Genomic DNA, 23,175 nt, shown 5'->3' with positions numbered 1-23,175 from the left:
GTGACCTCTTCGCCGGTGACCGCTCCCGTCCCGGTCGCACCCCTCGCGCCGCCCGAGGCGTTCCGGATCGAGGAGATGCCGTCCGCGACGCGGGCGACCCTGCTCGAGGTGCTCATCCACGGATCGCTGCCGCGCGCCGAGATCGCCCGGCGGCTCGGACTCTCGCGGGCGTCCCTGACGCGCATCTCGCGCACCCTCGTCGAGGCGGGGCTGCTCGCGGAGGGGGAGACGCGGCTGATGGCGGCGACCGGCCGCCCCTCCGAGATGCTGCGGGTGCGCAGCTCCGCCCGCCGCTTCCTCGGGATCAAGCTCACCGGCGACGCGCTCTACGCGGTCGTCACCGACCTCGGCGCCGAGGTGACGGCGTCGACCGAGCACCCGCTGAGAAGCAGCGACGTGGCGGAGGTCGTGCGGCAGATCGCCGAGGCGGCCCTCGAGCTCGCCGGCGAGGGCGTCGGGCTGACCTCCATCGGCATCGCGATCGCCGGGCGGGTGCGGCAGGACCCCGGCGGCGCGGTCGTCGAGCACTCGGCGTTCCTCGACTGGCATCACGTCGACCTCGCGCGCCTCGTCCGGGAGGCGACGGGACTCGCGTGCTCCGTCGAGAACGACGTGCAGGCGCTGACCGCCGCCGAGCACTGGTTCGGCGCCGGCGCCGGGCTCGAGTCGATGGCGCTCGTCACGGTCGGCACCGGCATCGGCTGCGGGCTCGTCGTGAACGGGCGCCTGGTGGAGGGCGGGCACAGCCGACCCGGCCAGGTCAGCCACACGATCGTCGATCCCCACGGCGACCTCTGCGCGCACGGCCACCGCGGCTGCGCGTCGACGATGCTCGTCAACGACGCGGTCGTCGCGGCCTCCTGTCGTCCCGGCGCCTCGTACGAGGAGGTCGTCGAGGCCGCGCGCGACGGCGATCCGGAGGCGCTGCGCGCGTTCGAGCGCGCCGGACGCGCCCTCGGGGTGATCATCGCGGAGGTCGCCAACCTCGTCGACCCCGAGAAGGTCGTGGTCAGCGGAGACGGCATCGCGGTGGTCGCGTTCGCCGAGGCGTCGATCCGCTCGGGGATCGCCGAGCGCCTCGAGCGCGAGGCCGTGCCGGTCGAGCTCGACGTGCGCACCTGGGACTTCTCGGAGTGGGCCCGCGCGGGCGCCGCGCTGGCCATCCGGACCCTGCTGGCGTGAGGTGCGGCCACCCTCCTGCTGATCCCTCAGCCCGCGCTGCGGCCCCCCTGCTGGTCGAGTAGCCCGCGCAGCGGGCGTATCGAGATCCCCCTCCGCCTGAAGCCGCCTCTTCCGCCCCTTTGTTCCATCGCTTGACAAAGCCCCTCGGCCGACGGGATGCTCGCAGGGTGACCAGCGTCGATCCCCGGGCCCTCCGCGCCTCCGTCCTCTCCCGGTTCGCCTTCGGCGGCGACTACAACCCCGAGCAGTGGCCCCGGGAGGTGTGGCGGGAGGACGTGGCGCTGATGCAGGAGGCGGGCGTCACGATGGTGACGCTCGGCGTCTTCTCGTGGGGGCTCGTCGAGACGGCCGAGGGCGTCTTCGACTGGGAGTGGCTGGACGAGATCGTCGGGCTCCTGCACGAGGCGGGCATCGCGATCGATCTCGCCACCCCCACCGCGGCCCCGCCGAGCTGGCTGCTCGCCGCGCATCCGGAGATCCTGCCGGTCGACGCCGACCTCGTCCCCGTACACCCCGGCGGCCGTCTGGGCTGGTGCCCGAGCTCCGCCGTCTTCCGCACCCACGCGCTCCGGATCGCCGGCGCTCTCGCCCAGCGCTACGGACAGCACCCCGCGGTCGCGCTCTGGCACGTCTCGAACGAGCTCGGCGGCGGCAACCGGCACTGCTGGTGCGACGAGTCCGCCGCGGCCTTCCGCCGCTGGCTCCGCGAGCGCTACGAGACCCTCGACGCCCTGAACGCGAGCTGGGGAACCGCGTTCTGGGGTCACCGCTACTCCGACTTCGAGCAGATCCTCCCGCCGCGGGGATCGCGAGCGATGCACAACCCGGGACTGCAGCTGGACTTCGACCGCTTCTCCTCCGACGAGCTGCTGGCGCACTACCTCGCCGAGAGGGACACCCTGCGCGCGGCCGGCATCGAGACTCCGATCACCACCAACTTCATGGTCGGCCAGGGGCCCGACGTGGTCGACTACGCGCGCTGGGCGCCGCACTGCGACATCGCCGTCAACGACCACTACACGACGGGAGCCGATCCCCGCCGCGAGCAGGACCTCGCCTTCTCGGCCGACCGGATGCGGGGGCTGACCGAGGACCGCGCTCCCTGGCTCCTGCTCGAGCACTCGACCGGTGCTGCGAGCTGGCAGCCGCGGAACCGCGCCAAGGACCCCGGCGAGATCCTCCGCAACAGCCTCGCGCACGTGGCGCGCGGCTCCGACGGGGCGATGTTCTTCCAGTGGCGCGCGTCGACGGCGGGAGCCGAGCAGTTCCACTCGGCGATGCTGCCGCACGCGGGCACCCGCACGAAGGTCTGGCGCGAGGTCGTCGAGCTCGGAGCGCTGCTGCAGCGCCTGGAGCCGGTCCTGGGCACCCGGGTCGAGCCCGCCCGCGTGGCGCTCCTGCACGACGACGAGGCGGGCTGGGCGTTCTCCTCCGGCCTCAAGCCGCACAACCGGCTCCGCTGGGCCGAGCAGGCGCGGGCCTGGCACCGCGTGCTCTTCGACCGCACCGTGCTGGTCGACGTCGTCCCCCCGTGGCGCGACCTCTCGGGCTACTCCCTCGTGGTGGTGCCCGCGCTGTTCCTGGTGTCGGAGGAGACGGTCGCGGCTCTGACCGCGTTCGCCGAGCAGGGCGGCACCGTCATCGTGACTCCGCTCTCCGGGATCGTCGATCCCGCGAACCGCGTGCGGACGGGCCTGGCTCCCGGTGCCTTCTCGGCGCTGCTGGGCGCGGGCGCCGAGGAGTTCGGCCCGCTGCAGGAGGAGGAGTCGTTCGCCCTCGACACCGGCTGGCGCGGTGCGGAGTGGACCGAGCGGCTGCAGGTCCTCGACGCGGAGGTCGTCGCCTCGTACCGCGGCGGTGTCCTCGACGGCCTGCCCGCCGTCACCCGCCGCAGCCACGGCGAGGGCGAGGCCTGGTACGTCTCGGCGATGCTCGACGACGACGGGATCGGCGGTCTGCTCGACCTGCTCGACCCCGCCCTGACCGCCCCGGTGCTCGAGGCGCCGCGGGGTGTGGAGGCGGTGCGGCGGGAGGGGCCCGCCGGCCGCTTCCTGTTCCTGCTCAACCACTCGGCCGACGAGGCCGTGGTCGCGGCGACCGGGCGCGATCTCGTCACGGGCGAGCCCGCCGACGGCTCCCTCGTGATCCCCGCCGGGGGCGTGCGCGTCGTCGCCGAGGGCGGTGCGGCATGAGCGCCGAGGTCCGGATGCTCCGCTCGGCGGGCACGGCGCTGATCGTCGCCGTGCGCGCGGAGGGCCTCCCCGAGGTCCTGCACTGGGGCCGCGATCCCGGCCCCGTCGCCGCCGAGGCGCTCGCCGCGCTCGACGAGGCGTCGATCCGCCAGGTCTCCTCGAGCGCTCTCGACGCCCCGTGGCCCCAGACGATCCTCCCGGGCGAGCAGGACGGCTGGCAGGGCCGCCCCGGTCTCGCCGGCCACATCGCCGGAGAGCCGCTGCTGCCGTCGTGGCGCGTCGTCTCGCTCGAGAGCGACGAGCGCTGCCTCAGCCTCGAGGCCGTCGCCGACGAGCTCTCGCTGTCCTCCTCGCTCCGCTTCGACGTCGCCGGAGTGCTGGTCGTCGAGCACGCGCTGACGAACCGCGGCGAGCGCGTCGTCGAGCCGTCGATCCTCGAGGCGACCCTGCCGCTGGACGCCCGGGCCGTCGAGTTCCTCGACCTCGCGGGCCGCTGGACCCGCGAGCGCTCGCCGCAGCGCCGCCCGGTCGCGCACGGCAGCATCGTGCGGGAGTCGCGGCGCGGCCGCACCGGGCACGACGCGCCCACGTTCGCGATCGCGGGCACGGCCGGCTTCGGCGACCGCACCGGCGAGGTCTGGGGCGTGCACCTGGCCTGGAGCAGCGACTCCGTGCACCGCGTCGACCGGCTGCCCGAGGGCCGGGGCGCCCTGGGCGCGGGAGAGCTGCTGCGGGCGGGCGAGATCGCCCTGGCCCCCGGCGAGCGCTTCACCACTCCGCCCGCGCACTTCGTCTGGAGCGACGAGGGCCTCGACGGCCTCTCGCGCCGGATGCACGCCTCGCTGCGCGCCCGCCCGTCGCACCCGCGCACTCCGCGTCCCGTGCACCTGAACACGTGGGAGGCCGTCTACTTCCGGCACGACCTGCCCACGCTGATCCGGCTGGCCGACACGGCGGCCTCGATCGGGGTCGAGCGCTTCGTCCTCGACGACGGCTGGTTCTCCGGCCGCCGGGACGACTCGGCGGGCCTGGGCGACTGGAGCGTCGACGACGAGGTGTGGCCCGAGGGGCTGCACCCGCTGGTCGAGCACGTGCGCGCCGCCGGCATGCAGTTCGGCCTGTGGGTCGAGCCCGAGATGGTGAACCCGGAGTCGAGGCTCGCCCGGGAGCACCCCGACTGGCTCCTCGAGACCCCGCGCCGCGCCCGCAGCTGGCGCCACCAGCACGTGCTCGACGTCGCGCGCCCGGAGGTGTCGGCGCTGCTGCTCGAGCGGCTCTCCTCGCTCGTCGAGGAGTACGCGATCGACTACCTCAAGTGGGACCACAACCGCGATCTGCTCGAGGCCGTGCACGCGGGCCGGCCGGGTGCCGGAGCGCAGACCCGCGCGGTCTACGCCCTGCTCGACGCGCTCCGGGCGCGTCACCCCGGCCTGGAGATCGAGTCGTGCGCCTCCGGAGGAGGTCGCGTCGATCTGGGGATCCTCGCCCGCACCGACCGGGTGTGGGCCTCCGACACCAACGACCCGCTCGAGCGGCTGCGCATCCAGCGCTGGACCGAGCTGCTCCTGCCGCCCGAGCTGATCGGCAGCCACGTCGGTCCGGCCCGCGCGCACACCACCGGTCGCACGGCCGATCTGTCGTTCCGGATGGCCGCGACGCTCTTCTCCTCGCCCGGCATCGAGGCCGACATCACCGGCAGCAGCCCCGAGGAGCTCGAGGCGCTCGGTGCGTGGATCCGCCTCTCGAAGCGGCTCCGACCGCTGCTCGCGACCGCCGGGCTCGTGCACGGCCCCACCGCCGACGACGGGTCGGAGCTCACGGGAGCGGTCTCGCCGGACCGCAGGCACGCCGTGTACCGGCTGGCTCGATCCGGCACCGGGGAGGACGCGGTCCCGCCGCCCACCCGTCTCGTGGGGCTCGACCCCGCGCTGGGCTACCGGGTGCGGATTGTCGAGGAGCTGCGTCCGGAGCGCTTCCTCGATGCGGTCCCGCCGCCGTGGATCAGCCGCGGCGAGGTGGTCCTCCCGGGGTCCCTCCTGGCCGGGGTGGGCCTGCGCACACCGCTGCTCGCCCCGTCCTCGGCGCTCGTCCTCGAGGTCGAGGCTCTCGAGGAGCGCTGAGGGGAGGAGTATCGAGGCCATGAGTATCGAGGGCACGAGCACTGAGGGCACGAGCATCGAGGGCAGGAGCACTGAGAGCAGGAGCACTGACGGCACCGCCCCGTCGCTGCGCCTCGCCGCCGAGCTCGAGGAGCGCGCCCGCGCGGCACTCCCGTGGTTCGTCGCCGACTACTACGGAGCGGTCGCCGGGGGCCGCCTCGAGCGCGACGCCGATCTCGCGGCCTGGGACGCGGTGCGGTTCCGGCCGGCGGCACTCCGCGGCGAGCCCGACACGTCGATCGCGACCACCGTGCTCGGCACCCGGCTCGAGAGCCCGGTGATGATCGCTCCGATGGCGCAGCAGGTGGCCGCGGATCCGCGGGGCGAGGAGGCGATGGCGGAGGCGGCGGCGCGCGCCGGCACGCTGCTGGGCGTCTCGACCAACACGGCCGTGCCCTTCGAGCGCATCGCGGCGGCGGGTGCGCCGTGGTGGTTCCAGGTGTACCTGCTGGCCGAGCGCGACGTGACGCGCGCCCTGGTGGAGCGGGCCTCGCAGGCGGGCGCCGGCGCGATGCTGCTCACCGTCGAGACTCCGGTGCTGCGCGAGGAGCGCGCCGGGGTCGAACCGCTGACCTGGCCGGACGTGCCAGGACGTGCGCGCCTGGGCAACCTCACGCCCCACGAGCGGGAGCGCGTGCTCGGCCGCCCGGTGCCGCATCCCGGCCTCGACGACATCGAGTGGCTCGCGTCGGTCACCGGGCGCCCGGTGGTGGTCAAGGGCGTGCTGCGCGGCGAGGACGCGCGCCGCGCGGTCGACGCCGGCGCCTCCGGGGTCGTCGTCTCGACGCACGGGGGACGGCGGATGGACGGCTCGATCACCGCCGTCGGCGCCCTCGCCGAGGTGGTCGAGGCGGTGGGCCGCGACGCGGAGGTGTACGTGGACAGCGGGGTGCGCAGCGGCCGGCACGTGCTCGCCGCGCTCGCTCTCGGGGCCCGCGCCGTGTTCGTCGGACGGCCGGCGATGTGGGCGCTCGCGGTCGGGGGCGCGGACGAGGTGGCGGCGCTGCTCGCGGTGATCGACGGCGAGTTCCGCAGCATGCTGCGGCAGTCGGGAGCGGCCTCGCTCGCAGACCTCGACGGCCTCGCGGTGCCGCCGCCGGAGTGGCGGCGCTGACGGATCGCCCGCGGCTCAGCGCACGGGCACCCGGACGAGCAGCGACCCCGTGTCCACGCGGATCCGCACGCCCTTGGCGAGTCCGAAGCCGTCGCCGTCGAGCTGGATCTCCTGCGGCTCGTCGACGCGGATCCGGATGTCCTCCCCCTTGAGGTAGATGACGTCGCGGGCGTCCTCGCGCAGGTCGATCAGCTTGCGGCCGGCGGCGGAGCGGCGCAGCACGCCGTTCTCCCACGTGATCGTGTTCCAGACCTTGAGCCAGCCCAGCGGCCCGCGCGGGCGCAGCGCCACGATGTCGAGCACGCCGTCGTCCGGCTCGGCGTCGGGGATCAGCAGGATCCCGCCCGGCAGGACACCGCAGTTGCCGACCATCACGGAGTGGACCGAGACCGACCGCGAGGCCGAGCCGTCGAGCGAGTACCGCAGCTTCACGGGTTCCAGCTCGGCCAGCGCGCGCATCCCGCCGTCCACGTAGGCCAGCCAGCCGACCGCCTTCTTCAGCTTCGTGCTGGTCTTCGCGATCATCTTCGCGTCGATGCCCAGGCCGGCCATGACGAGGAAGACGTTCTCGACCCGCTCGCCGTCCGGGCGCTCCAGCGTCACCACTCCGGTGTCGATCCGGCGCTCGCCGCCGCCGAACGCGACGCGCACCGCCTCCTCGAAGCCCAGCGGCAGGCCGAGGTTGCGCACGAGCAGGTTGCCCGTGCCGAACGGCAGCACCGCGAGGGCCGTGCCCGAGCCGCGGAGCCCCTCCGCCACCGAGCGCACCGTGCCGTCGCCGCCGGCGGCGAGCACGACGTCGACCCCGGAGGCGACGGCCGCGCGGGCCTGCGTGGCGCCCGGCTCCGACGGGGTCGTCTCGAACCAGACCGTCGCCTCCCAGCCGTGCTCCTGCTCCGCCGCCGCCACGAGCGCGCGCAGCCGCGCCTGATCGCCCTTCGAGGGGTTCACGACGACCGCCGCTCGCCTCGGTCCCGTCTCCGCCATGCACGAACGGTAGCGGGCGCCGCCGGTGCCGGGGCTGAACGGGTCCTAGACCCCGGCGGTGGTGCGGGCGCGGCGGGCGCGCTGGCGGTCGTGCTCGGCGTCCAGGAGCGCCCGGGTCGCGGGCACCGCGAGGAAGTCGACCAGCAGGCCGGTCTCCTCCTCGATCCGCTCCGCGAGGTCCAGCGGATCCGTCCGCAGCAGCCGACGGGTCGCGGCGGCCACGTGAGCGGGTCGGGAGGCGAGCGCCGTGACGCGCTCGTCGATCCGCGCCGCGAGATCGGCCCGCGGCACGATCTCGGTGACGAGCTGCCACTCCAGCGCCTCGAGCGCGCGCACGGGTCGGCCCGTGAGGGCGAAGTCGAGCGCGCGGCGCCGGCCGATCGTGCGGGGGAGGGCGACCGTCACTCCGCAGTCGGGCACGAGGCCGACGTCGCCGTAGGCGCTGAGGAACACCGCCGCGGGCGTCGCGACCACGATGTCGGCCGCGAGGGCGAAGGCGATGCCGGCCCCCGCCGTCATCCCGTCGATCGCGCAGACCACGACGGCCCGGGCGCTCTCGAGCAGGCGGAAGACCTCGGCCGAGGTGGTCGCGACGTCGCGGAGGTAGAGCTCCGGCTCCGGCGCGCTCATGATCGCCGAGACGTCGCCGCCGGTGCAGAAGGCCCGGCCTGCCGCCTGGATCACGATGACCGCGACCGCCGGATCGGCGTCGAGGTCGGCCACGGTGCCCAGGAGCGCCCGGGCCAGGCCGAGGTCGATGGCGTTCAGGGCGTCGGGGCGGTTCAGCACGATGCGGGCGGTCGGCCCGTCGCGCTCGACGAGGACGGGGGAGGTCTGGTCGGTCATGCGGTGGTTCCACTTCGGGGGACGGGGGAGGGGGCCCCCTAGAGTCTCAGCACTGCCCGCGATCGGATCGCCTGCTCGGTCGATCCCCAGGTGCGGCGGGCGGGATGCGCGCCCCCGGCTAAACTGCCGGGGTGATCGATCCACTGCTCCTACGCGAGAACCCGGACGTCCTCAAGCGCTCGCAGGAGGCGCGCGGCGACTCCGTCGAGCTCGTCGACGAGGCCCTCGAGGCCGACCGCGTCCGGCGTGCCGCGATCACCGAGGCCGAGCGCCTGCGCGCCGAGCAGAACGCGTTCGGCAAGACCGTGGCGAAGGCCCCGAAGGACGAGAAGGCCGCCCTCGTGCAGGAGGCGCAGCGCCTCGCCGCCGCCGCCAAGCAGGCCCAGCAGGAGGCGGCCGAGGCCGACGAGCGCTTCACCTCGCTCGTGAAGCGCATCGCGAACCCCGTCATCGACGGCGTGCCGGCCGGCGGCGAGGAGAAGTTCGAGCTCGTCAAGACGGTCGGCGAGCGCCCGGTCTTCGACTTCGAGCCCCGCGACCACCTCGAGATCGGCGAGCTCCTCGACGGCATCGACATGCAGCGGGGAGCGAAGGTCAGCGGCGCCCGCTTCTACTTCCTCAAGGGCCTCGTCGCCCGCCTCGAGATCGCCCTGATGAACCTCGGCCTCGAGCGCGCGCTCGAGGCGGGCTTCACCCCGCTGATCACCCCCACGCTGGTCAAGCCCGAGATCATGGACGGCACCGGCTTCCTCGGCGAGCACGACGACGAGGTCTACCGCCTCCGCGACGACGACCTCTACCTCACCGGAACCAGCGAGGTCGCCCTCGCCGGCTACCACAGCGACGAGATCCTCGACCTCTCGCACGGCGCCAAGCGCTACGCGGGCTGGAGCACCTGCTACCGCCGCGAGGCCGGCTCGGGCGGTCGCGACACCCGCGGCATCATCCGCGTGCACCAGTTCAACAAGCTCGAGATGTTCGTCTACACGCTCCCGGAGGACGCGGAGGCCGAGCACGAGCGCCTCCTCTCGTACCAGGAGGGCATGCTGCAGAGCCTGGGCCTGCACTACCGCGTGATCGACACGGCCGCGGGCGACCTCGGCCAGAGCGCGGCTCGCAAGTTCGACGTCGAGGCCTGGGTGCCCACGCAGGACGCGTACCGCGAGCTCACGTCCACCTCGAACTGCACCACGTTCCAGGCCCGCCGTCTCGACACCCGCTACCGCACCGAGTCCGGGAAGACCGCTCCCGTCGCGACTCTGAACGGCACGCTCGCGACCACGCGCTGGATCGTCGCACTCCTCGAGACGCACCAGCGCGCCGACGGCTCGGTCGTGGTCCCGGAGGCGCTGCGCCCGCACCTGGGCGGCCTCGAGGTCCTCGAGCCGGTCGCGACCGCATGAGCGCCGCCTCCGGTCGGCGCCTCATCGCCCTCGACATCGACGGCACCGTCATGCACGAGGACGGCACGATCACCGACGCCGTGATCGAGGAGATCCTGCGAGTCCAGCGCCAGGGCGACGAGGTCATGTTGGCGACCGGCCGCTCGCCCGCGTCGACGCTGCCGGTCGTGGCGCGCCTGGGCATCGCTCCGGAGTTCGTGATCTGCTGCAACGGCGCCGTCACTTTGCGCCGCGACGAGCGCGCCGAGGGCGGCTACCGTCCCGAGATCGTCAAGACGTTCGACCCCACCGAGGTGCTGCAGAACATCTTCCGGTTCCTCCCCGAGGCGCACTACGCCGTGGAGGACGAGCACGGTGCCTTCTTCTACACCGAGGCGTTCCCCGGCGGCGCGGTGATGGGCGTCGAGACCACCCACGTCCCGTTCGAGGAGCTCCTCGGCCGCCTGTGCACCCGCGTCGTCGTCATCTCGCCCGAGACCGGCATCGACGAGTTCTCGGGCCTCGTCGAGAAGATGGGGCTCCACCAGGTCAGCTACGCCATCGGCTGGACGGCCTGGCTCGACATCGCCCCGCACGGCGTCAACAAGTCGACCGCCCTCGAGGTCGTCCGCGAGGAGCTCGGCATCGAGCGCTCCGACGTCGTCGCCCTGGGCGACGGCCGCAACGACATCGAGATGCTCACCTGGGCCGCCGAGCAGGGCGCCGGCCTCGCGATGGGCCAGGCCCCCGACGAGGTCCGCGCGGTCGCCTCCGCCGTGATCCCCACGGTCGAGGAGGACGGCGTCGCCGCCGCCCTGTCGTCGCTGCGCTGACAGCGCTCGGCGCTCCGCTGACGATCTTGGCTGTGCGCTGACGCGCATCGCGCCGTTCGCAACCGAGGTTCGGAGTGCCCGCCGGCGGCACGGAGCGTCGCCGCAGTGCTCCCGTCCTCGGTTACGAACGGGTTCCCCGCCCCCGGGACGCCTGTCGGTTACCATCGACTGTCGCGCCCCCTCGGGAGCGCGGCCGGGAGGGCTGTCCGAGCGGCCGATGGAGCCAGTCTTGAAAACTGGTGGGCAGAAATGTCTCTAGGGTTCGAATCCCTAGCCCTCCGCTCCGATCGACGATCCCGGGCGCCGGCGGCACCGCGAGCGAGCGGCGCGGCCCGTCCCGTCCCGTCTGCGCGTCCGCGGTCGTGATCCGGTCGCTGACGGCTTCCCCGGCCGTTCCGCAGGTCCCCGGGTACTATGTCCCGACGCGCGCTCGCCGGTGACCCCCTCCCGGCTGCGGCGCGCAGGAACCAGGCAGCACGCACGCACACGAACGGGAGACGGATGCTCAGGACGCGCCCTTCGACGGACCGATCCGCCGCGGACGAGTCGGCGCGGTCCCCGCGTCCCTTCGTGCGGCACGGTCGGCAGAAGCGGCACAGCCTCCCGCGCACCCTCGTGAAGGCCGCGGCAGCGGTTTCCGGAGTCGGAATCGCCGCGTCGGTCTCGATCGTCGCGATCGCCGCGACCCTCCTCGTGCAGTCCGCCCAGCCGTCCGTCGATCTGCATCCGGTGGCCGCGGGCTCCGGTGTCGGAGCGGCCGCCTCGGCCCCCGAGATCGGCGCGCTGGAGGGCGGCTTCAACGTCCTCGTCGTCGGCAGCGACTCCCGCCAGGGCCAGGGCGACGCCTACGGCGACCCAGACCAGGAGACGAGCGTCCTGAACGACGTGAACATGCTCCTGCACGTCTCGGCCGACCACACGAACGCCACCGTCGTCTCCTTCCCGCGCGACATGTACGTCGACATCCCGTCCTGCGTGAACGCGGCCACCGGCGAGACGATCGCCGAGCGCTCCGGCACCAAGATCAACGAGGCGATGGGCAAGGAGGTCAGCCTGGGCTGCGTCGCCGGCGTCGTCGAGGACCTCCTGGGCATCAGCGTCGACTACGGCGCGGTGGTCCAGTTCAACGGCGTCATCGAGATGTCGAACGCCGTCGGCGGAGTCGACGTCTGCGTCGCCACCGAGATCGCCGACCCGTACACGAACACCTACCTCGAGCCCGGCACGCACTCCCTGGAGGGCATGGCCGCGCTGCAGTTCCTGCGCAGCCGCCACGGCATCGGCGACGGCAGCGACCTCACCCGCATCAGCAACCAGCAGGTGTTCCTCTCGTCGCTCATGCGCGAGATCAAGAGCGCCGACACCCTCCTGAACCCGGTCGCCCTCTACGGGCTCGCCAAGGCGGCCCTGGGCAACATGACGCTCTCGACCGAGTTCAACAACGTCAACACCATGGTGCAGATGGGCCTCGCGCTCAGCGACGTCGACCTGGCGGACATCGTCTTCGCGCAGTACCCCACCGCGGAGGCGTACGGCGGAGTGGTGCCCGATCGCACCGCGGGCGACGTCCTGGCGACCGCGCTGCAGGCCGACCAGCCGATCGCGATCACCGGAGGGACCGGCGGTGGCGCGGTCGTCGAGGGCGAGCCCGCCGCCGAGACGCCCGCCACGACCGAGCCGCCCGCCGGCCCCGCGACCGCCGAGCCGCTCGCGACCGCGGAGGCGACTCCCGGCACGGCGGCACCGGCTCCCACGGACGGAGCCGAGGTCGCACTGCCCGACAAGGTCACCGGCATGAGGGCCGATCAGCAGACCTGCTCGGTCGGGTTCTTCGGCTGAGCCGGAGGCGCGAGCGCCCCGCGGGATACGCTCCTCCTGGAGCGCCGATCGGCGGTGAGCGGCACGAGGCGGCTCCTGCCGCGCTACGGAGAGGGAGAACGACCCGATGAGCGAACCCGCCCCGTCGCGCAGGACCGCCGCGCGGCACGGCCGTCTGCGCCCCCAGAGCGGACTGCGCCACCTCGGTCGCGTCCTCGCCGCGTGCATCGGGGTCGGGGTCGTCAGCACCGTCTGCATCGTCGCGATCGCGGTGTCGATGATCGCCGGCAGCGCTCGTCCGTCCGTCGACCTCGAGGCCGGCTCGTCCGGCAGCCCGGTGCCCGAGATCGGCGCGATCGAGGGCGGGGTCAACATCCTCCTCGCCGGCAGCGACAGCGCAGAGGGCTCCGAGGCGGGGGCGTTCGGCGACCGCTCCGAGAACCTCAACGACGTGACGATGCTGATGCACATCTCGGAGGACCACTCGACGGTCGAGGTCGTCAGCTTCCCCCGCGACCTGTACGTGCCGATCCCCTCGTGCACCGATCCGGCCACGGGAGCGGTGACCGAGCCGGTGAGCTCGGAGAAGATCAACCAGTCGCTCGAGCTCGGCGGTCTCGCCTGCACCGTGCAGACGGTCGAGCAGCTCACGGGTCTCGAGATCCCCTACGCCGCGCTCATCCAGTTCGAGGGCGTCATCGAGATGTCCAACGCGGTCGGAGGCGTCGACGTCTGCGTCGCGACACCCCTCGAGGACGTGTACACGGGCCTCACGCTGACGGCCGGCACCCACACACTCGTCGGCGCCGAGGCGCTGGCGTTCCTGCGCACGCGGCACGGTGTCGGCGACGGCAGCGACCTCACCCGCATCTCGAGCCAGCAGGTCTACCTCTCGTCGCTCGTGCGCAAGGTGAAGAGCGCCTCGACCCTGTCGAACCCCGTCGCGCTGTACGGGCTCGCCAAGGCCGCGGTGTCGAACATGCAGCTCTCGACCTCGCTCGAGAACGTCAACACCATGGTCTCGATCGGCCTCGCCGTGAAGGACGTCGACCTCGCCAACGTGGTCTTCGTGCAGTACCCCACGTTCATCGACGGCAACGGCGTCTACCCGAGCGAGGAGGCGGCGGCCACGCTGACCGCCGCGCTGCAGGCCGACCAGCCGATCGCGCTGACCGGCACGACCGGCGGCGGTTCCGAGTCGGCCGACGGATCCACGCCCGTCCCCTCGGTTCCCGAGGAGCCCGCGACCCCGGAGCCCACTCCCGAGGAGACCGGCGCGCCCGCCACCACCGCCCCGGTGCCGGAGGAGACCGCCGTGGCGCTCCCGAGCGACGTCTCGGGGCAGACGGCCCAGCAGGAGACCTGCACCGTCGGCCGCACACTCGACGAGCAGTAGCCGCCGCCTCCCGGATGCCCGGCGGGCCGGTGTCGTCCCGGCCCGTCGGGTGCGGTTATGATGGTCGTCGTGCGTTCGCCCAGCGGGCGCTCGGGAGTCGTCGCATAGTCCGGTCGAGTGCACCACCCTGCTAAGGTGGAGAACCCTTTATTGGGTTCCGTGGGTTCAAATCCCACCGACTCCGCACCTCTCGAAAGCCCTGCTCCGGCAGGGCTTTCGTCGTTCCCGGGCCCTCGTCGCAGGGCCGCGGCGGGCTACCCTGATCGGATGCAGATCCTCGACGCCCTGGCCTCCGCTCCCGCCCGCCGCGACGTGCAGTCGATCCGGGGAGCGCTCGCCGAGATCGGCGTCGGCGACGACGTGCGGATGCTCATCCGCTCGCCCCGCTACGGGCTCTACGGCATCGAGGGCGTCGTCGGCCGCGCGGTCGGCGGAGAGCTGGTGGTCGCCGACGTGTTCCTCGGAACGGGCACCGAGGTGCAGAGCCTGGGGCTGGCGGCGGCGCCCGAGGCGCCGGCGGGGGAGCGCTCGGTCGAGGGGCTGCAGCACGGCGCTCCCGTGCGCGTGACGTTCTCGACTCCGACGCTGGGCACCTTCGCCGTCAGTGGTCCGCTGACCGCGGGCCAGGACGAGCTGCTGCTGGTCGGCAGCTGGATCGTCGCGAACGGCGGCGAGGTGGCTCCGCGCGTCGAGTCGATCGAGCGGCTCGTGCTGACCGTGCACACCGCCCACGTGCCCGCCCCGCGCGCGGCGAAGGCGGAGTAGCACCGGCTTCTGCGTGACGAACCGAGGGGGGAGAGTGGCCCCACCCCGCGGGACGACCGGCGGGTGCTCCAGTCGATCGGTGGTGACGGTCAGTCGGTCTCGGTGAGGTACGCCGTCGCGACGGAGGTCGTGGATTCGCCGGGCGTGGTCACCTGATGGTGAGGAGGGCCTGAGTGGGGCGCTCGCTCGAAAACACGCTCTGCGTGCTGACCGCGAACGGGGCGATACCGGTCGCGCCGGTCGTGCTCGCCGGTCCCTGCCGACCGCGAAGGCGGAGTGTCGCCCTCGGGTCCGGCAGGGCGGGCACTCGTCGACAGCCTCGGAACTCGGAGTGCGAGGATTTGGTGGAAGGAAGTTCGGGTCCGCCGTCCTCAGCGACGAGTGATGGAGCCGCTACTCTCTGGCAGTTGTCCGCGCCAACTCGTTGTAGCTCCACTTGAGGACAGCCGAGTCTGTTTGCGATCGTTGGGTTGATTCCGCAGGCAGGGGAGTCGGCCCGGACTTCTCGGTGCTCTCACCGCTGAGACGATAAGGATTCGTTTTACCAGGATTGGTGAGCGCATAGGTCACCCATCGTGGACACTTCTCGATGCCGTTGTTGTCACAATAGGCGGTCACCATGCCTAATTTGCCATTGACCGGCCAGCCGTGATAGTTGGTATAGGTCGTCGGGTCGAAAATCGCGTGAACGAGCATCTGTTCTCTTAAGGTGCAGTTCCACTGGTCCTTGCAGTCGTACTTACCGACGTACGTCCGAAGATCGAAGTTGCCATTGGACTGTTTTTTGTTGTTCGTGGAGCCGAGGAGCACCTTCTGGGCTGCCCGGGAGGTCAGAGCGTGCTTGTGTCACGCCTTATCCATCCCGAATCCTCGCTGAATGTCGGCGTCCCAGAAGCCGCGACGCAAGAGGAACTTGCCCGACCGAGGGTTCTCTACTGTCGCCACCACCTGGTCGGTCTGGTATCCCTTCGGCGGCTGGGCTGCTTCTGCCGGTGTTGCTGCGCCGACGAGTAGCCCGAGGGTGATGAGTACGACGCCGATGGTCCGTGAGGTCTTCTGTCTCATTGTGCTCCTCACGCTAGTATTGAGCAAATCTCATTGCCAGGAGGTATCTTGCCGGAGACAGACTTGATCCACGACATCTTGACCTTGTTCTTCGAGTTCGTGTCGCAGGACATCGGGCCGGATGCCCGAACTCCGGAGATCCTCGCCGCCTGGGTGGACGGGCCGGCGCATGTCGCCGTCATCTATCGCAGCAGCTTCGAGCCTGGTCTCGTCCTCGGCTTACGCCGTTTCTTCGGCGCCGACTCAGGAATGGACGCCCGATCCGGAGCGGCGGAGATCCAGGAGAGCGTCTCAGAGCCCCTCGGCGACGGAGTCCACTTCGTTCGCCCCGACGGAGAGGGAGTGCTGTGGTCGGGTGATCTCGACGATGAGCTTCCGAATGCTCCTCGACGTCGGTGAAGGCGCGCGACACGTGCCAGCGGTTCTGTTGGGGTCCTTCAGCTCTGGCAGTGCGGGCACCAGTAGGTGACCCGCAACTGCAGCTCGCTGTCGCCGAGCTCGCCCTGGCGGATCGGCGTGCCGCAGCGGCGGCAGGGCCGGCGGTCGCGGCCGTAGACCCAGAGCTGCTGCCCGGGCCGGAGGTTGCCTGTCGTGGTGCGCTCGATGCGCTCCCGGTTGACCGTGATCAGCTTCTTGGCGAGGGCGATCGTGCGCACGAGATCGCCGGACTCGCCGACCGGACGGGTCGGCAGGACTCCCCGGAGGAAGCAGAGCTCGGCCCGGTAGACGTTGCCGAGGCCGGCCATGATCCGCTGGTCGAGCAGGGCGAGGCCGATCGGCCGCTCGGGGTCGGCGGAGAGGCGATGCAGAGCCTCGTCCGCATCCCAGTCGGGGCCGAGGAGGTCGGGACCGAGGTAGCCGACGACGTCCTGCTCGGCGGAGAGGGGCACGATCTCGAGCAGGCCCAGCTCGAAGCCGACGGCCTGCCACTCGGGCGTCTCGAGCACGATGCGCGCCTGGAACGCGGGGCGGTGCCACTTCGGCCGCTCGCCGCCGAGGGGGTACAGGTGCCAGCTGCCCTCCATCTTGAGGTGCGAGTGGATGAGCGCATCGCCGACCCGCATCAGCAGGTGCTTGCCGCGGGGCACGACGGAGTCGATGGTCTCCCCCGTGAGGTCGACGGTCGCGTACTTCGGCACGCGGACGTCGCACGTCGTCAGAACCTGGCCGTCGAGCGCCTCGGCGAGGTTGTGCGCGGATCGGTAGACGGTGTCACCCTCGGGCACGGGGGCTCCCTCCGGGGCTCACGCGCGCATCCGGAGACCGCGGGGGTTGGCGACGAAGCCCGCCGCGACGAGCGCGTCGCCCAGCGGCGTGCCGAGCGAGAATTCGCCGTCGATCTTCTCCACGGTCAGCTTCTCGACGCCGCGGGAGCGGACCAGCTGCGCGAACGCCCCGGCCGCGTCCGCGAGAGCGGTCTCGTCCGACGTGAAGGTGAGTGCGGTCTTGCCGCCGCGCTCGAGGTAGACGGCCAGCTCGCCGTCGACGATCGCCACGAGCGCGCCCGCCTTGCGACCCGGGCGGTGGCCCTCGCCCTGCGGCCACGGCAGGGCCGCTCCGAACGGGTTGGCGGGGTCGGTGGCGGCCAGGGCGAGCACGGGGCGCGGACGATCGAGAGCGTCGTCCTGCGGCGCGAAGGTCCGCAGTCGGTCGACGCTGCCGGCGGTGCCGAACTGCGCGGCTCCGAGCTTCTCGATGAAGTAGCCGCGACGGGCGCGGCCCTGCTGCTCGAAGCCGCTGAGGACCTTGTAGGCCAGCGCGAAGCCTCCGAGCACCCCCTCGGCCTGCACGGAGCCGCGGGTGACGATGCCGTAGCGCTCGAGGAGCACCTCGCCGAGGGCGTGCCCGCGGACCGTCGGATCGGACTCGGCGAGCGGAACGATCGACCAGCGGCCGCCGGCGGTGGGCGGACCGACGCGCGTCTGCATCGTCGGGCGCGTCATCATGCGGCCGCGGGGTGCGCGGGCCCGCGCGGGCGCCCGCGGCTGCCGATGGGCGCCTCCGCTCGTGCCGACGAGGGTGCGCAGCGGCGCGAGGGTGTCGTTCGTGAGCAGCCCCGCCCACACGAGCTCCCACAGGGCGTCGACGAGGGCGGAGTCGTCGGTGGAGCCGACGGCGTCGGAGAGCTGGCGGAAGAAGTAGCCGCCCCCCGAGCCGAGCACGCCCACGATCTCCTGCTGCAGCTCGCCCAGCGGCAGCGTCTCGCCGGGCACGGGCAGGGTGAGACCGGCGGTCTCGGCCAGGTGCAGGCTCACCCAGCCGTCGTTGCCGGGCAGCGTCCCCGCTCCGGCCCAGAGCACCTCACCGGTGGCGGTGAGCTCGTCGAGCATCGCGGGAGAGTAGTCGCGGACCCGGGATGGGAGGATCAGCGTCTCCCACGCGGAGGCCGGGATGGGTGCTCCGGCGAGCTGGTCGATGACGGAGGCGACCCCGTCGATGCCGCGCAGCGAGCCGCCGACGTGCTGCCAGGTGGGCAGGAACCGCCCGTAGGCGGCCCCGTGGACCGGCTCGACCTCCTTGCGGAGGGCGGCGAGGGAGCGGCTGCGGAGCCGGCGCAGGACCTCGGCGTCGCACCACTCGCTGCCCGTGCCGTTCGGGCGGAACTCGCCCTCGGTGACCCGCCGCTCGCCGGAGAGGCGGCGGAGGGTGTCGGTGACGACCGCGACGCCGAGCCCCAGCCGCGTGGCGACCGCTGCCGCCGTGAACGGACCGTGGGTGCGGGCGTAGCGGGCGACGAGGTCGCCGAGGGGGTCGCGCACCGGGTCGATGAACGCCACGGGCACGCCGATGGGCAGGGGTGTGCCGAGGGCGTCGCGCAGCCGCGCCGCGTCCTCCATCGCCGCGTAGCGCTGCTCGCCACCGAGCCCGACGGGCAGGACGCGCTTCGCCTTCACGAGCTGGGCGACGACCGCCTCGAGCGTCTCGCGCGCGATCGGGGGAGCGGCCGCGACGTCGGCCGAGGCGACCGACTCCTCGACGAGGCGCTCGCCCAGCTCGTCCATGGTCAGCGGGCCGAGCAGGCGCAGGAGGTCGGCGGCGCCTTCGAGGCCGCGCAGTCGGCGCTCGGGCTCGACGCGCTGCAGTTCGCGCTCGATCTGCGCGAGCACGACGGGGTCGAGCAGCTCGCGCAGCTCGGCACGGCCGAGCAGCTCCCCGAGCAGCGCCGCGTCGACCGAGAGCGCCGCGGCCCGCCGCTCGGCGAGTGGGCTGTCGCCCTCGTACATGAACGCGGCGACGTAGCCGAACAGCATCGACCGCGCGAAGGGGCTCGCGGTCGGCGTCTCGACCTCGAGGATCCGCAGCTCGCGTCCGTCGAGCCGTGCGGCGAGCCGCAGCAGAGCGGGCAGGTCGTAGACGTCCTGCAGGCACTCGCGGACGGTCTCGAGGATGATCGGGAAGGTCGGGTAGGTCCGCGCGACGTCGAGCAGCTGCGCCGCCCGCTGGCGCTGCTGCCAGAGCGGCGAGCGCTTGCCGGGGTTGTAGCGGGGCAGGAGCAGCGCCCGCGCCGCGCACTCGCGGAACCGGGCCGCGAACAGCGCCGAGCCGCCCACCTCGCTGGTCACGAGCGACTCGAGCTCCTCGCGCTCGAAGAGGAAGAGCTCGGCGCCCGGGGGCTCGGACTCGGTGTCGGGGATGCGGACCACGATGCCGTCGTCGCCCGCCATCGCCGCGCCGTCGACGCCGTGCCGCTCGCGCACCCGGGCCCCGACGGCCAGTGCCCACGGCGAGTGCACCTGCATGCCGTACGGCGAGTGCAGGACGAGCCGCCAGTCGCCCAGCTCGTCGCGGAAGCGCTCGAGCACGAGGGTGCGGTCGTCGGGGATCTGACCGGTGGCGATGCGCTGCTCGTCGAGGAACGAGAGCAGGTTGTTCGTCGCGTACTCGTCGAGACCGGCCTCGGCGCAGCGCGCCCGGGCCGGATCGACGGCCGCTCCGCCGAGTTCGCGGGTGAATGCTCCGATCGCCTCGCCGAGCTCGGCGGGCCTGCCCTGGGAGTCGCCCTTCCAGAAGGGCAGGCGCCCCGGCTCGCCGAAGGCGGGCGTGACGATCACGCGGTCGTAGGTGATCTCCTGGATCCGCCAGCTCGTCGCACCCAGCGCGAAGACGTCGCCGACCCGCGACTCGTAGACCATCTCCTCGTCGAGCTCGCCGACGCGGTTGCCGGTGGAGCCGGGCTCCCCGACCATGAAGACGCCGAAGAGTCCGCGGTCGGGGATCGTGCCGCCGCTCGTGACGGCGAGGCGCTGCGCCCCGGGGCGGCCCGTGAGGGTGTTGGCGTCGCGGTCCCAGACGAGGCGGGGGCGCAGCTCCGCGAACTGATCGGAGGGGTAGCGCCCCGACAGCAGATCGAGGGTCGCCTCGTAGGCCGAGCGCGGGAGCGAGACGAACGGGGCGCTGCGCCGGACGGTGTCGAACCAGTCGTCGACGTCGAGCGACTCGAGCGCCGTGGCGGCGACGGTCTGCTGGGCGAGGATGTCGAGCGGATTCGCCGGGACCTGGATCGCCTCGATCAGTCCGGAGCGCATCCGCTCGGTCGTGACGGCCGAGTGCAGCAGGTCGGCCCGGTGCTTGGGGTAGAACGCGCCGCGCGAGACCTCGCCGACCTGGTGGCCCGCGCGGCCGACCCGCTGCAGGGCGCTGGCGACCGACGGCGGGGTCTCGACCTGCACGACGAGGTCGACGGCGCCCATGTCGATGCCGAGCTCGAGGCTCGAGGTGGCGACCACGCAGCGCAGCCGGCCGGACTTGAGGTCGTCCTCGATGATCGCGCGCTGCTCCTTGCTGACGGAGCCGTGGTGGGCCCGGGCGAGCAGGGGCTCGTCGTCGGGCGCCGACTGCCCGGTGCCGCTCGTGCCGCCGGCGCCGCCCATCAGCTCGGCCGGAGCGCGCCGGGAGGCGCCCGTGGCCATCGATCCGATCGCGTCGTCGACGAGCGCGCCGACCGCGACCGGCTCGGCGGCCGACCGGGCGCGCTCGAGGTCGGCCTCGCGGCGCTCCGAGTAGATCTCGTTGAGCCGCGCTGTCAGCCGCTCGGCGAGCCGACGCGAATTGGCGAAGACGATGGAGGAGGTGTGAGCGAGCACGCGGTCGACGATCGACTCCTCGACGTGGGGCCAGATCGATCCGCTCTGCGGACCGGTCGCGCCCATCGTCGATCCCTCCTGGGGTGCGGCGGCGCCGAGCTCGGACATGTCCTCGACCGGGACGACGACGGTGAGGTCCCACTGCTTCTCGGAGACGGGGGCGACGATCGAGACGGGCGAGCGACCGGCCAGGAACCGGGCCACCTCCTCGCGGGGCCGCACGGTCGCCGAGAGACCGATGCGCTGCACCGGCTTCGTCAGCAGGGCGTCGAGCCGCTCGAGCGAGACGGCGAGGTGCGCACCGCGCTTGGTCGACGCGACCGCGTGGACCTCGTCGACGATGACGGTCTCGACGCCGCGCAGCGACTCCCGGGCGGCGGAGGTGAGCATCAGGTAGAGCGACTCGGGCGTCGTGATGAGGATGTCGGGCGGGGTCTTCTGCAGCACGCGGCGCTCGGCCGCGGGGGTGTCCCCGGAGCGGACGCCGACCGTGACGGTCGACGGAGCCCCTCCGACGCCCTCCGCGCTCAGGCGGAGCGCCGTCTGGGTCACGCCGACCAGCGGCGAGCGGAGGTTCCGCTCGACATCGACGCCCAGCGCCTTCAGCGGCGAGACGTAGAGCACGCGGGTGCGGTGCTGCGGATCCTCCGGCGGCGGACCCTGCACGAGGCGGTCGATGGCCCAGAGGAAGGCCGACAGCGTCTTGCCCGAGCCGGTGGGGGCCACCACGAGCGCGTGGGATCCGGAGGAGATCGCCGACCACGCGCCCTCCTGCGCCGCCGTGGGCGCCGGGAAGGCACCCTGGAACCAGGCGCGGGTGGCGGGGGAGAAGCGCTCGAGAGCACTGCCGCCGGGTTCGGTGGGCATGGTTCCATCCTCCCTGCCACCACCGACACTGACGGGCGCGTCCGCCGCGGGCAAACCCTTGACGCGGCGCCGGTGGTCGGCGCCCTCAGCCGAAGGCGCGGCGGATGAAGGAGCTGACGTCCGCGATCTCGGTCTGGCTCACCCCGTGCGCCACCCCCTCGTAGACGCGGGAGTCCAGGTCGGTGTGCGCCGGGAACCAGGCGTCGCCCTCGGCCACGGCGCTCGGCGGGATGACCGAGTCGAGTGTCCCTCGCCCGCGGAAGACGAGCGGACGCTCCCGCGCGAGTCGCTCGTCGGCCTCGTCGCCCTCGGCCAGCGGCACGACGAAGCCCGACAGGGCGACGGCGAACGCGAAGCGGGCGGGAGCGCGCCGCAGCAGCTGCACCGCCAGGGCCGCTCCCTGCGAGAACCCGAGCAGCCCGACGGGACCGGGGTGCTGCAGGGCGTCGAGCCAGTCGAGCACGTCCTGCACGGCGCGCTCGACGGCGTCCGGGTCGGTCGTCAGGCGCTCCGGATCCAGCGGCACGCGCAACGGCCACCACGCGTTCGCCCGCCCGTCCAGGGCGATCGGGGCCCGGAGGGAGGCGAGCACCGGCTCCAGCGGCAGGTACGCGCCGAGCGAGAACAGGTCGCCCTCGTGCGAGCCGTAGCCGTGCAGGAGCACCAGCAGCGGCCGGTCCGCCCGGTCCTTCTCGGAGGAGGACCACAGCACCGCGTTCGCGTCGATTCCCATGGCTCCATCATCGCCGCTGCCGCCGCCGCACCCCGGACGGAACCGGACGGACAGCAACGAGGGGTAAGAATGGCTCCATGAGCGTGCGTACCCCTGACCCCAACTCCGGGTGGCTGTCCGACGACGAACTCGCCGAGATCCGCCGTCGGCTCCCGCTGCTGTACGTCGAGGCGGTGCCGGTGCGCGTCGACGGGCTCGGCCAGGTGACGGAGGTGGGCGTGCTGCTGCGCGCGACGGCATCGGGCCAGATCACCCGCACGATCGTCTCAGGCCGCGTGATGTACGGCGAGACCCTCCGGGACGCGCTCTTCCGCCACCTCGAGAAGGACCTCGGGCCGATGGCGTTCCCGCTGCTGCCCGCGAGCCCGCTGCCCTTCCACGTCGCCGAGTACTTCCCGATGCCGGGCATGGGCCCCTTCACCGACGAGCGCCAGCACGCGGTGTCCCTCGCGTACGTCGTCCCCGTGACGGGCACGTGCGAGCCCCGCCAGGACGCTCTCGAGCTCACCTGGATGACCCCCGACGAGGCCTGCTCCGAGGCCGTCTCGGCCGAGATGGAGGGCGGCCGCGGCGCACTCGTCCGCGCCGCGCTGGCCTCTGTCGGTCGGCTGCGCTGATCTGTGCGCCGCGGGGCGGCGCACCGCGGTCGACTCTTCGAGGTGGCCGGGTTCCCGAGAGCGTGGTGCGTTCCGCCTAGCGCGATCCGCTCGCATGCGGATCGCGCGTTCGACGGTGTCGTTCTGTGCGCCGCG

18 protein-coding genes and 2 tRNA genes are annotated in these 23,175 nt (G+C 72.9%); 13 read left to right on the top strand and 7 right to left on the bottom strand.

Going from position 1 to position 23,175, the window contains the following annotated elements:
- The 4 genes from IOC53_RS04750 (at position 1) to IOC53_RS04735 (ending at position 6,647) form a co-directional block, all read left to right on the top strand.
- Positions 1-1,182 carry an ROK family transcriptional regulator gene (locus IOC53_RS04750; RefSeq protein ID WP_207403218.1) on the top strand — a complete coding sequence of 394 codons (1,182 nt, stop codon included), beginning with the start codon at positions 1-3 and terminating at the stop codon, positions 1,180-1,182.
- A 167-nt stretch (positions 1,183-1,349) separates the two neighbouring features.
- Positions 1,350-3,374, top strand: coding sequence for a beta-galactosidase (locus tag IOC53_RS04745; RefSeq protein WP_307786068.1), 2,025 nt, complete (start codon positions 1,350-1,352; stop codon positions 3,372-3,374).
- Complete coding sequence (locus IOC53_RS04740) at positions 3,371-5,494, top strand: alpha-galactosidase (RefSeq protein WP_207403216.1); 2,124 nt, start codon at positions 3,371-3,373, stop codon at positions 5,492-5,494. Before IOC53_RS04745 ends, IOC53_RS04740 begins: the two co-directional genes overlap by 4 nt.
- Before the next feature lie 19 nt (positions 5,495-5,513).
- On the top strand, positions 5,514-6,647 hold the full coding sequence (locus IOC53_RS04735) for an alpha-hydroxy acid oxidase (RefSeq protein WP_207403215.1): 1,134 nt from the start codon (positions 5,514-5,516) through the stop codon (positions 6,645-6,647).
- A 15-nt stretch (positions 6,648-6,662) separates the two neighbouring features.
- Here the strand turns inward: IOC53_RS04735 and IOC53_RS04730 are convergent, their stop codons facing one another.
- Positions 6,663-7,634 carry a diacylglycerol kinase family protein gene (locus IOC53_RS04730; protein ID WP_207403214.1) on the bottom strand — a complete coding sequence of 324 codons (972 nt, stop codon included), beginning with the start codon at positions 7,632-7,634 and terminating at the stop codon, positions 6,663-6,665.
- Positions 7,635-7,679: 45 nt separating this feature from the next.
- On the bottom strand, positions 7,680-8,480 hold the full coding sequence (locus IOC53_RS04725) for an enoyl-CoA hydratase/isomerase family protein (RefSeq protein ID WP_207403213.1): 801 nt from the start codon (positions 8,478-8,480) through the stop codon (positions 7,680-7,682).
- Between the two features lie 131 nt (positions 8,481-8,611).
- Between IOC53_RS04725 and serS the strand changes: the two genes are divergently transcribed.
- The 7 genes from serS to IOC53_RS04690 all read left to right on the top strand — a co-directional run bounded on the left by serS (position 8,612) and on the right by IOC53_RS04690 (position 14,674).
- Positions 8,612-9,883: a serine--tRNA ligase gene (gene serS, locus IOC53_RS04720; protein ID WP_207403212.1), complete on the top strand. Its 1,272-nt coding sequence runs from the start codon at positions 8,612-8,614 to the stop codon at positions 9,881-9,883.
- The gene (locus tag IOC53_RS04715; protein WP_207403211.1) at positions 9,880-10,695 is read left to right on the top strand and encodes an HAD family hydrolase; all 816 of its coding nucleotides are present in this window, start codon (positions 9,880-9,882) and stop codon (positions 10,693-10,695) included. Before serS ends, IOC53_RS04715 begins: the two co-directional genes overlap by 4 nt.
- 196 nt (positions 10,696-10,891) lie before the next feature.
- Positions 10,892-10,976 (top strand) — tRNA-Ser (locus tag IOC53_RS04710).
- A gap of 289 nt (positions 10,977-11,265) precedes the next feature.
- Positions 11,266-12,534, top strand: coding sequence for an LCP family protein (locus IOC53_RS04705; protein WP_207403210.1), 1,269 nt, complete (start codon positions 11,266-11,268; stop codon positions 12,532-12,534).
- Between the two features lie 106 nt (positions 12,535-12,640).
- Positions 12,641-13,909, top strand: coding sequence for an LCP family protein (locus IOC53_RS04700; RefSeq protein WP_207403209.1), 1,269 nt, complete (start codon positions 12,641-12,643; stop codon positions 13,907-13,909).
- A gap of 93 nt (positions 13,910-14,002) precedes the next feature.
- Positions 14,003-14,093 (top strand) — tRNA-Ser (locus IOC53_RS04695).
- Between the two features lie 83 nt (positions 14,094-14,176).
- Positions 14,177-14,674, top strand: a complete 498-nt coding sequence (locus tag IOC53_RS04690; protein ID WP_242682922.1) for a hypothetical protein — start codon at positions 14,177-14,179, stop codon at positions 14,672-14,674.
- Positions 14,675-15,067: 393 nt separating this feature from the next.
- Here the strand turns inward: IOC53_RS04690 and IOC53_RS04685 are convergent, their stop codons facing one another.
- Together IOC53_RS04685 and IOC53_RS04680 are read right to left on the bottom strand one after the other, a co-directional pair.
- The gene (locus IOC53_RS04685; RefSeq protein WP_207403208.1) at positions 15,068-15,484 is read right to left on the bottom strand and encodes a hypothetical protein; all 417 of its coding nucleotides are present in this window, start codon (positions 15,482-15,484) and stop codon (positions 15,068-15,070) included.
- Between the two features lie 36 nt (positions 15,485-15,520).
- On the bottom strand, positions 15,521-15,739 hold the full coding sequence (locus IOC53_RS04680) for a hypothetical protein (protein ID WP_207403207.1): 219 nt from the start codon (positions 15,737-15,739) through the stop codon (positions 15,521-15,523).
- Between the two features lie 63 nt (positions 15,740-15,802).
- Here IOC53_RS04680 and IOC53_RS04675 point away from each other — a divergent pair, with 63 nt between their 5' ends.
- Complete coding sequence (locus IOC53_RS04675) at positions 15,803-16,138, top strand: hypothetical protein (protein WP_207403206.1); 336 nt, start codon at positions 15,803-15,805, stop codon at positions 16,136-16,138.
- A 38-nt stretch (positions 16,139-16,176) separates the two neighbouring features.
- Here IOC53_RS04675 and IOC53_RS04670 read toward each other — a convergent pair whose 3' ends face one another.
- The 3 genes from IOC53_RS04670 to IOC53_RS04660 form a co-directional block, all read right to left on the bottom strand.
- Positions 16,177-16,965: an Fpg/Nei family DNA glycosylase gene (locus tag IOC53_RS04670; protein WP_207403205.1), complete on the bottom strand. Its 789-nt coding sequence runs from the start codon at positions 16,963-16,965 to the stop codon at positions 16,177-16,179.
- Positions 16,966-16,983: 18 nt separating this feature from the next.
- Positions 16,984-21,690: an ATP-dependent helicase gene (locus tag IOC53_RS04665; protein ID WP_207403204.1), complete on the bottom strand. Its 4,707-nt coding sequence runs from the start codon at positions 21,688-21,690 to the stop codon at positions 16,984-16,986.
- A gap of 85 nt (positions 21,691-21,775) precedes the next feature.
- A complete protein-coding gene (locus tag IOC53_RS04660; protein ID WP_207403203.1) occupies positions 21,776-22,423 on the bottom strand; it encodes an alpha/beta hydrolase in 648 nt (215 codons plus the stop codon).
- Between the two features lie 77 nt (positions 22,424-22,500).
- Between IOC53_RS04660 and IOC53_RS04655 the strand changes: the two genes are divergently transcribed.
- On the top strand, positions 22,501-23,040 hold the full coding sequence (locus IOC53_RS04655) for an NUDIX hydrolase family protein (RefSeq protein WP_207403202.1): 540 nt from the start codon (positions 22,501-22,503) through the stop codon (positions 23,038-23,040).
- The last annotated feature ends 135 nt before the right edge of the window (positions 23,041-23,175 follow it).

The organism is Rathayibacter sp. SD072 (genome assembly GCF_017355185.1).
Classification (GTDB): domain Bacteria; phylum Actinomycetota; class Actinomycetes; order Actinomycetales; family Microbacteriaceae; genus Rathayibacter.
Note: the sequence above shows the minus strand (reverse complement) of the source record. Positions and strands in the feature narration are given on the sequence as shown.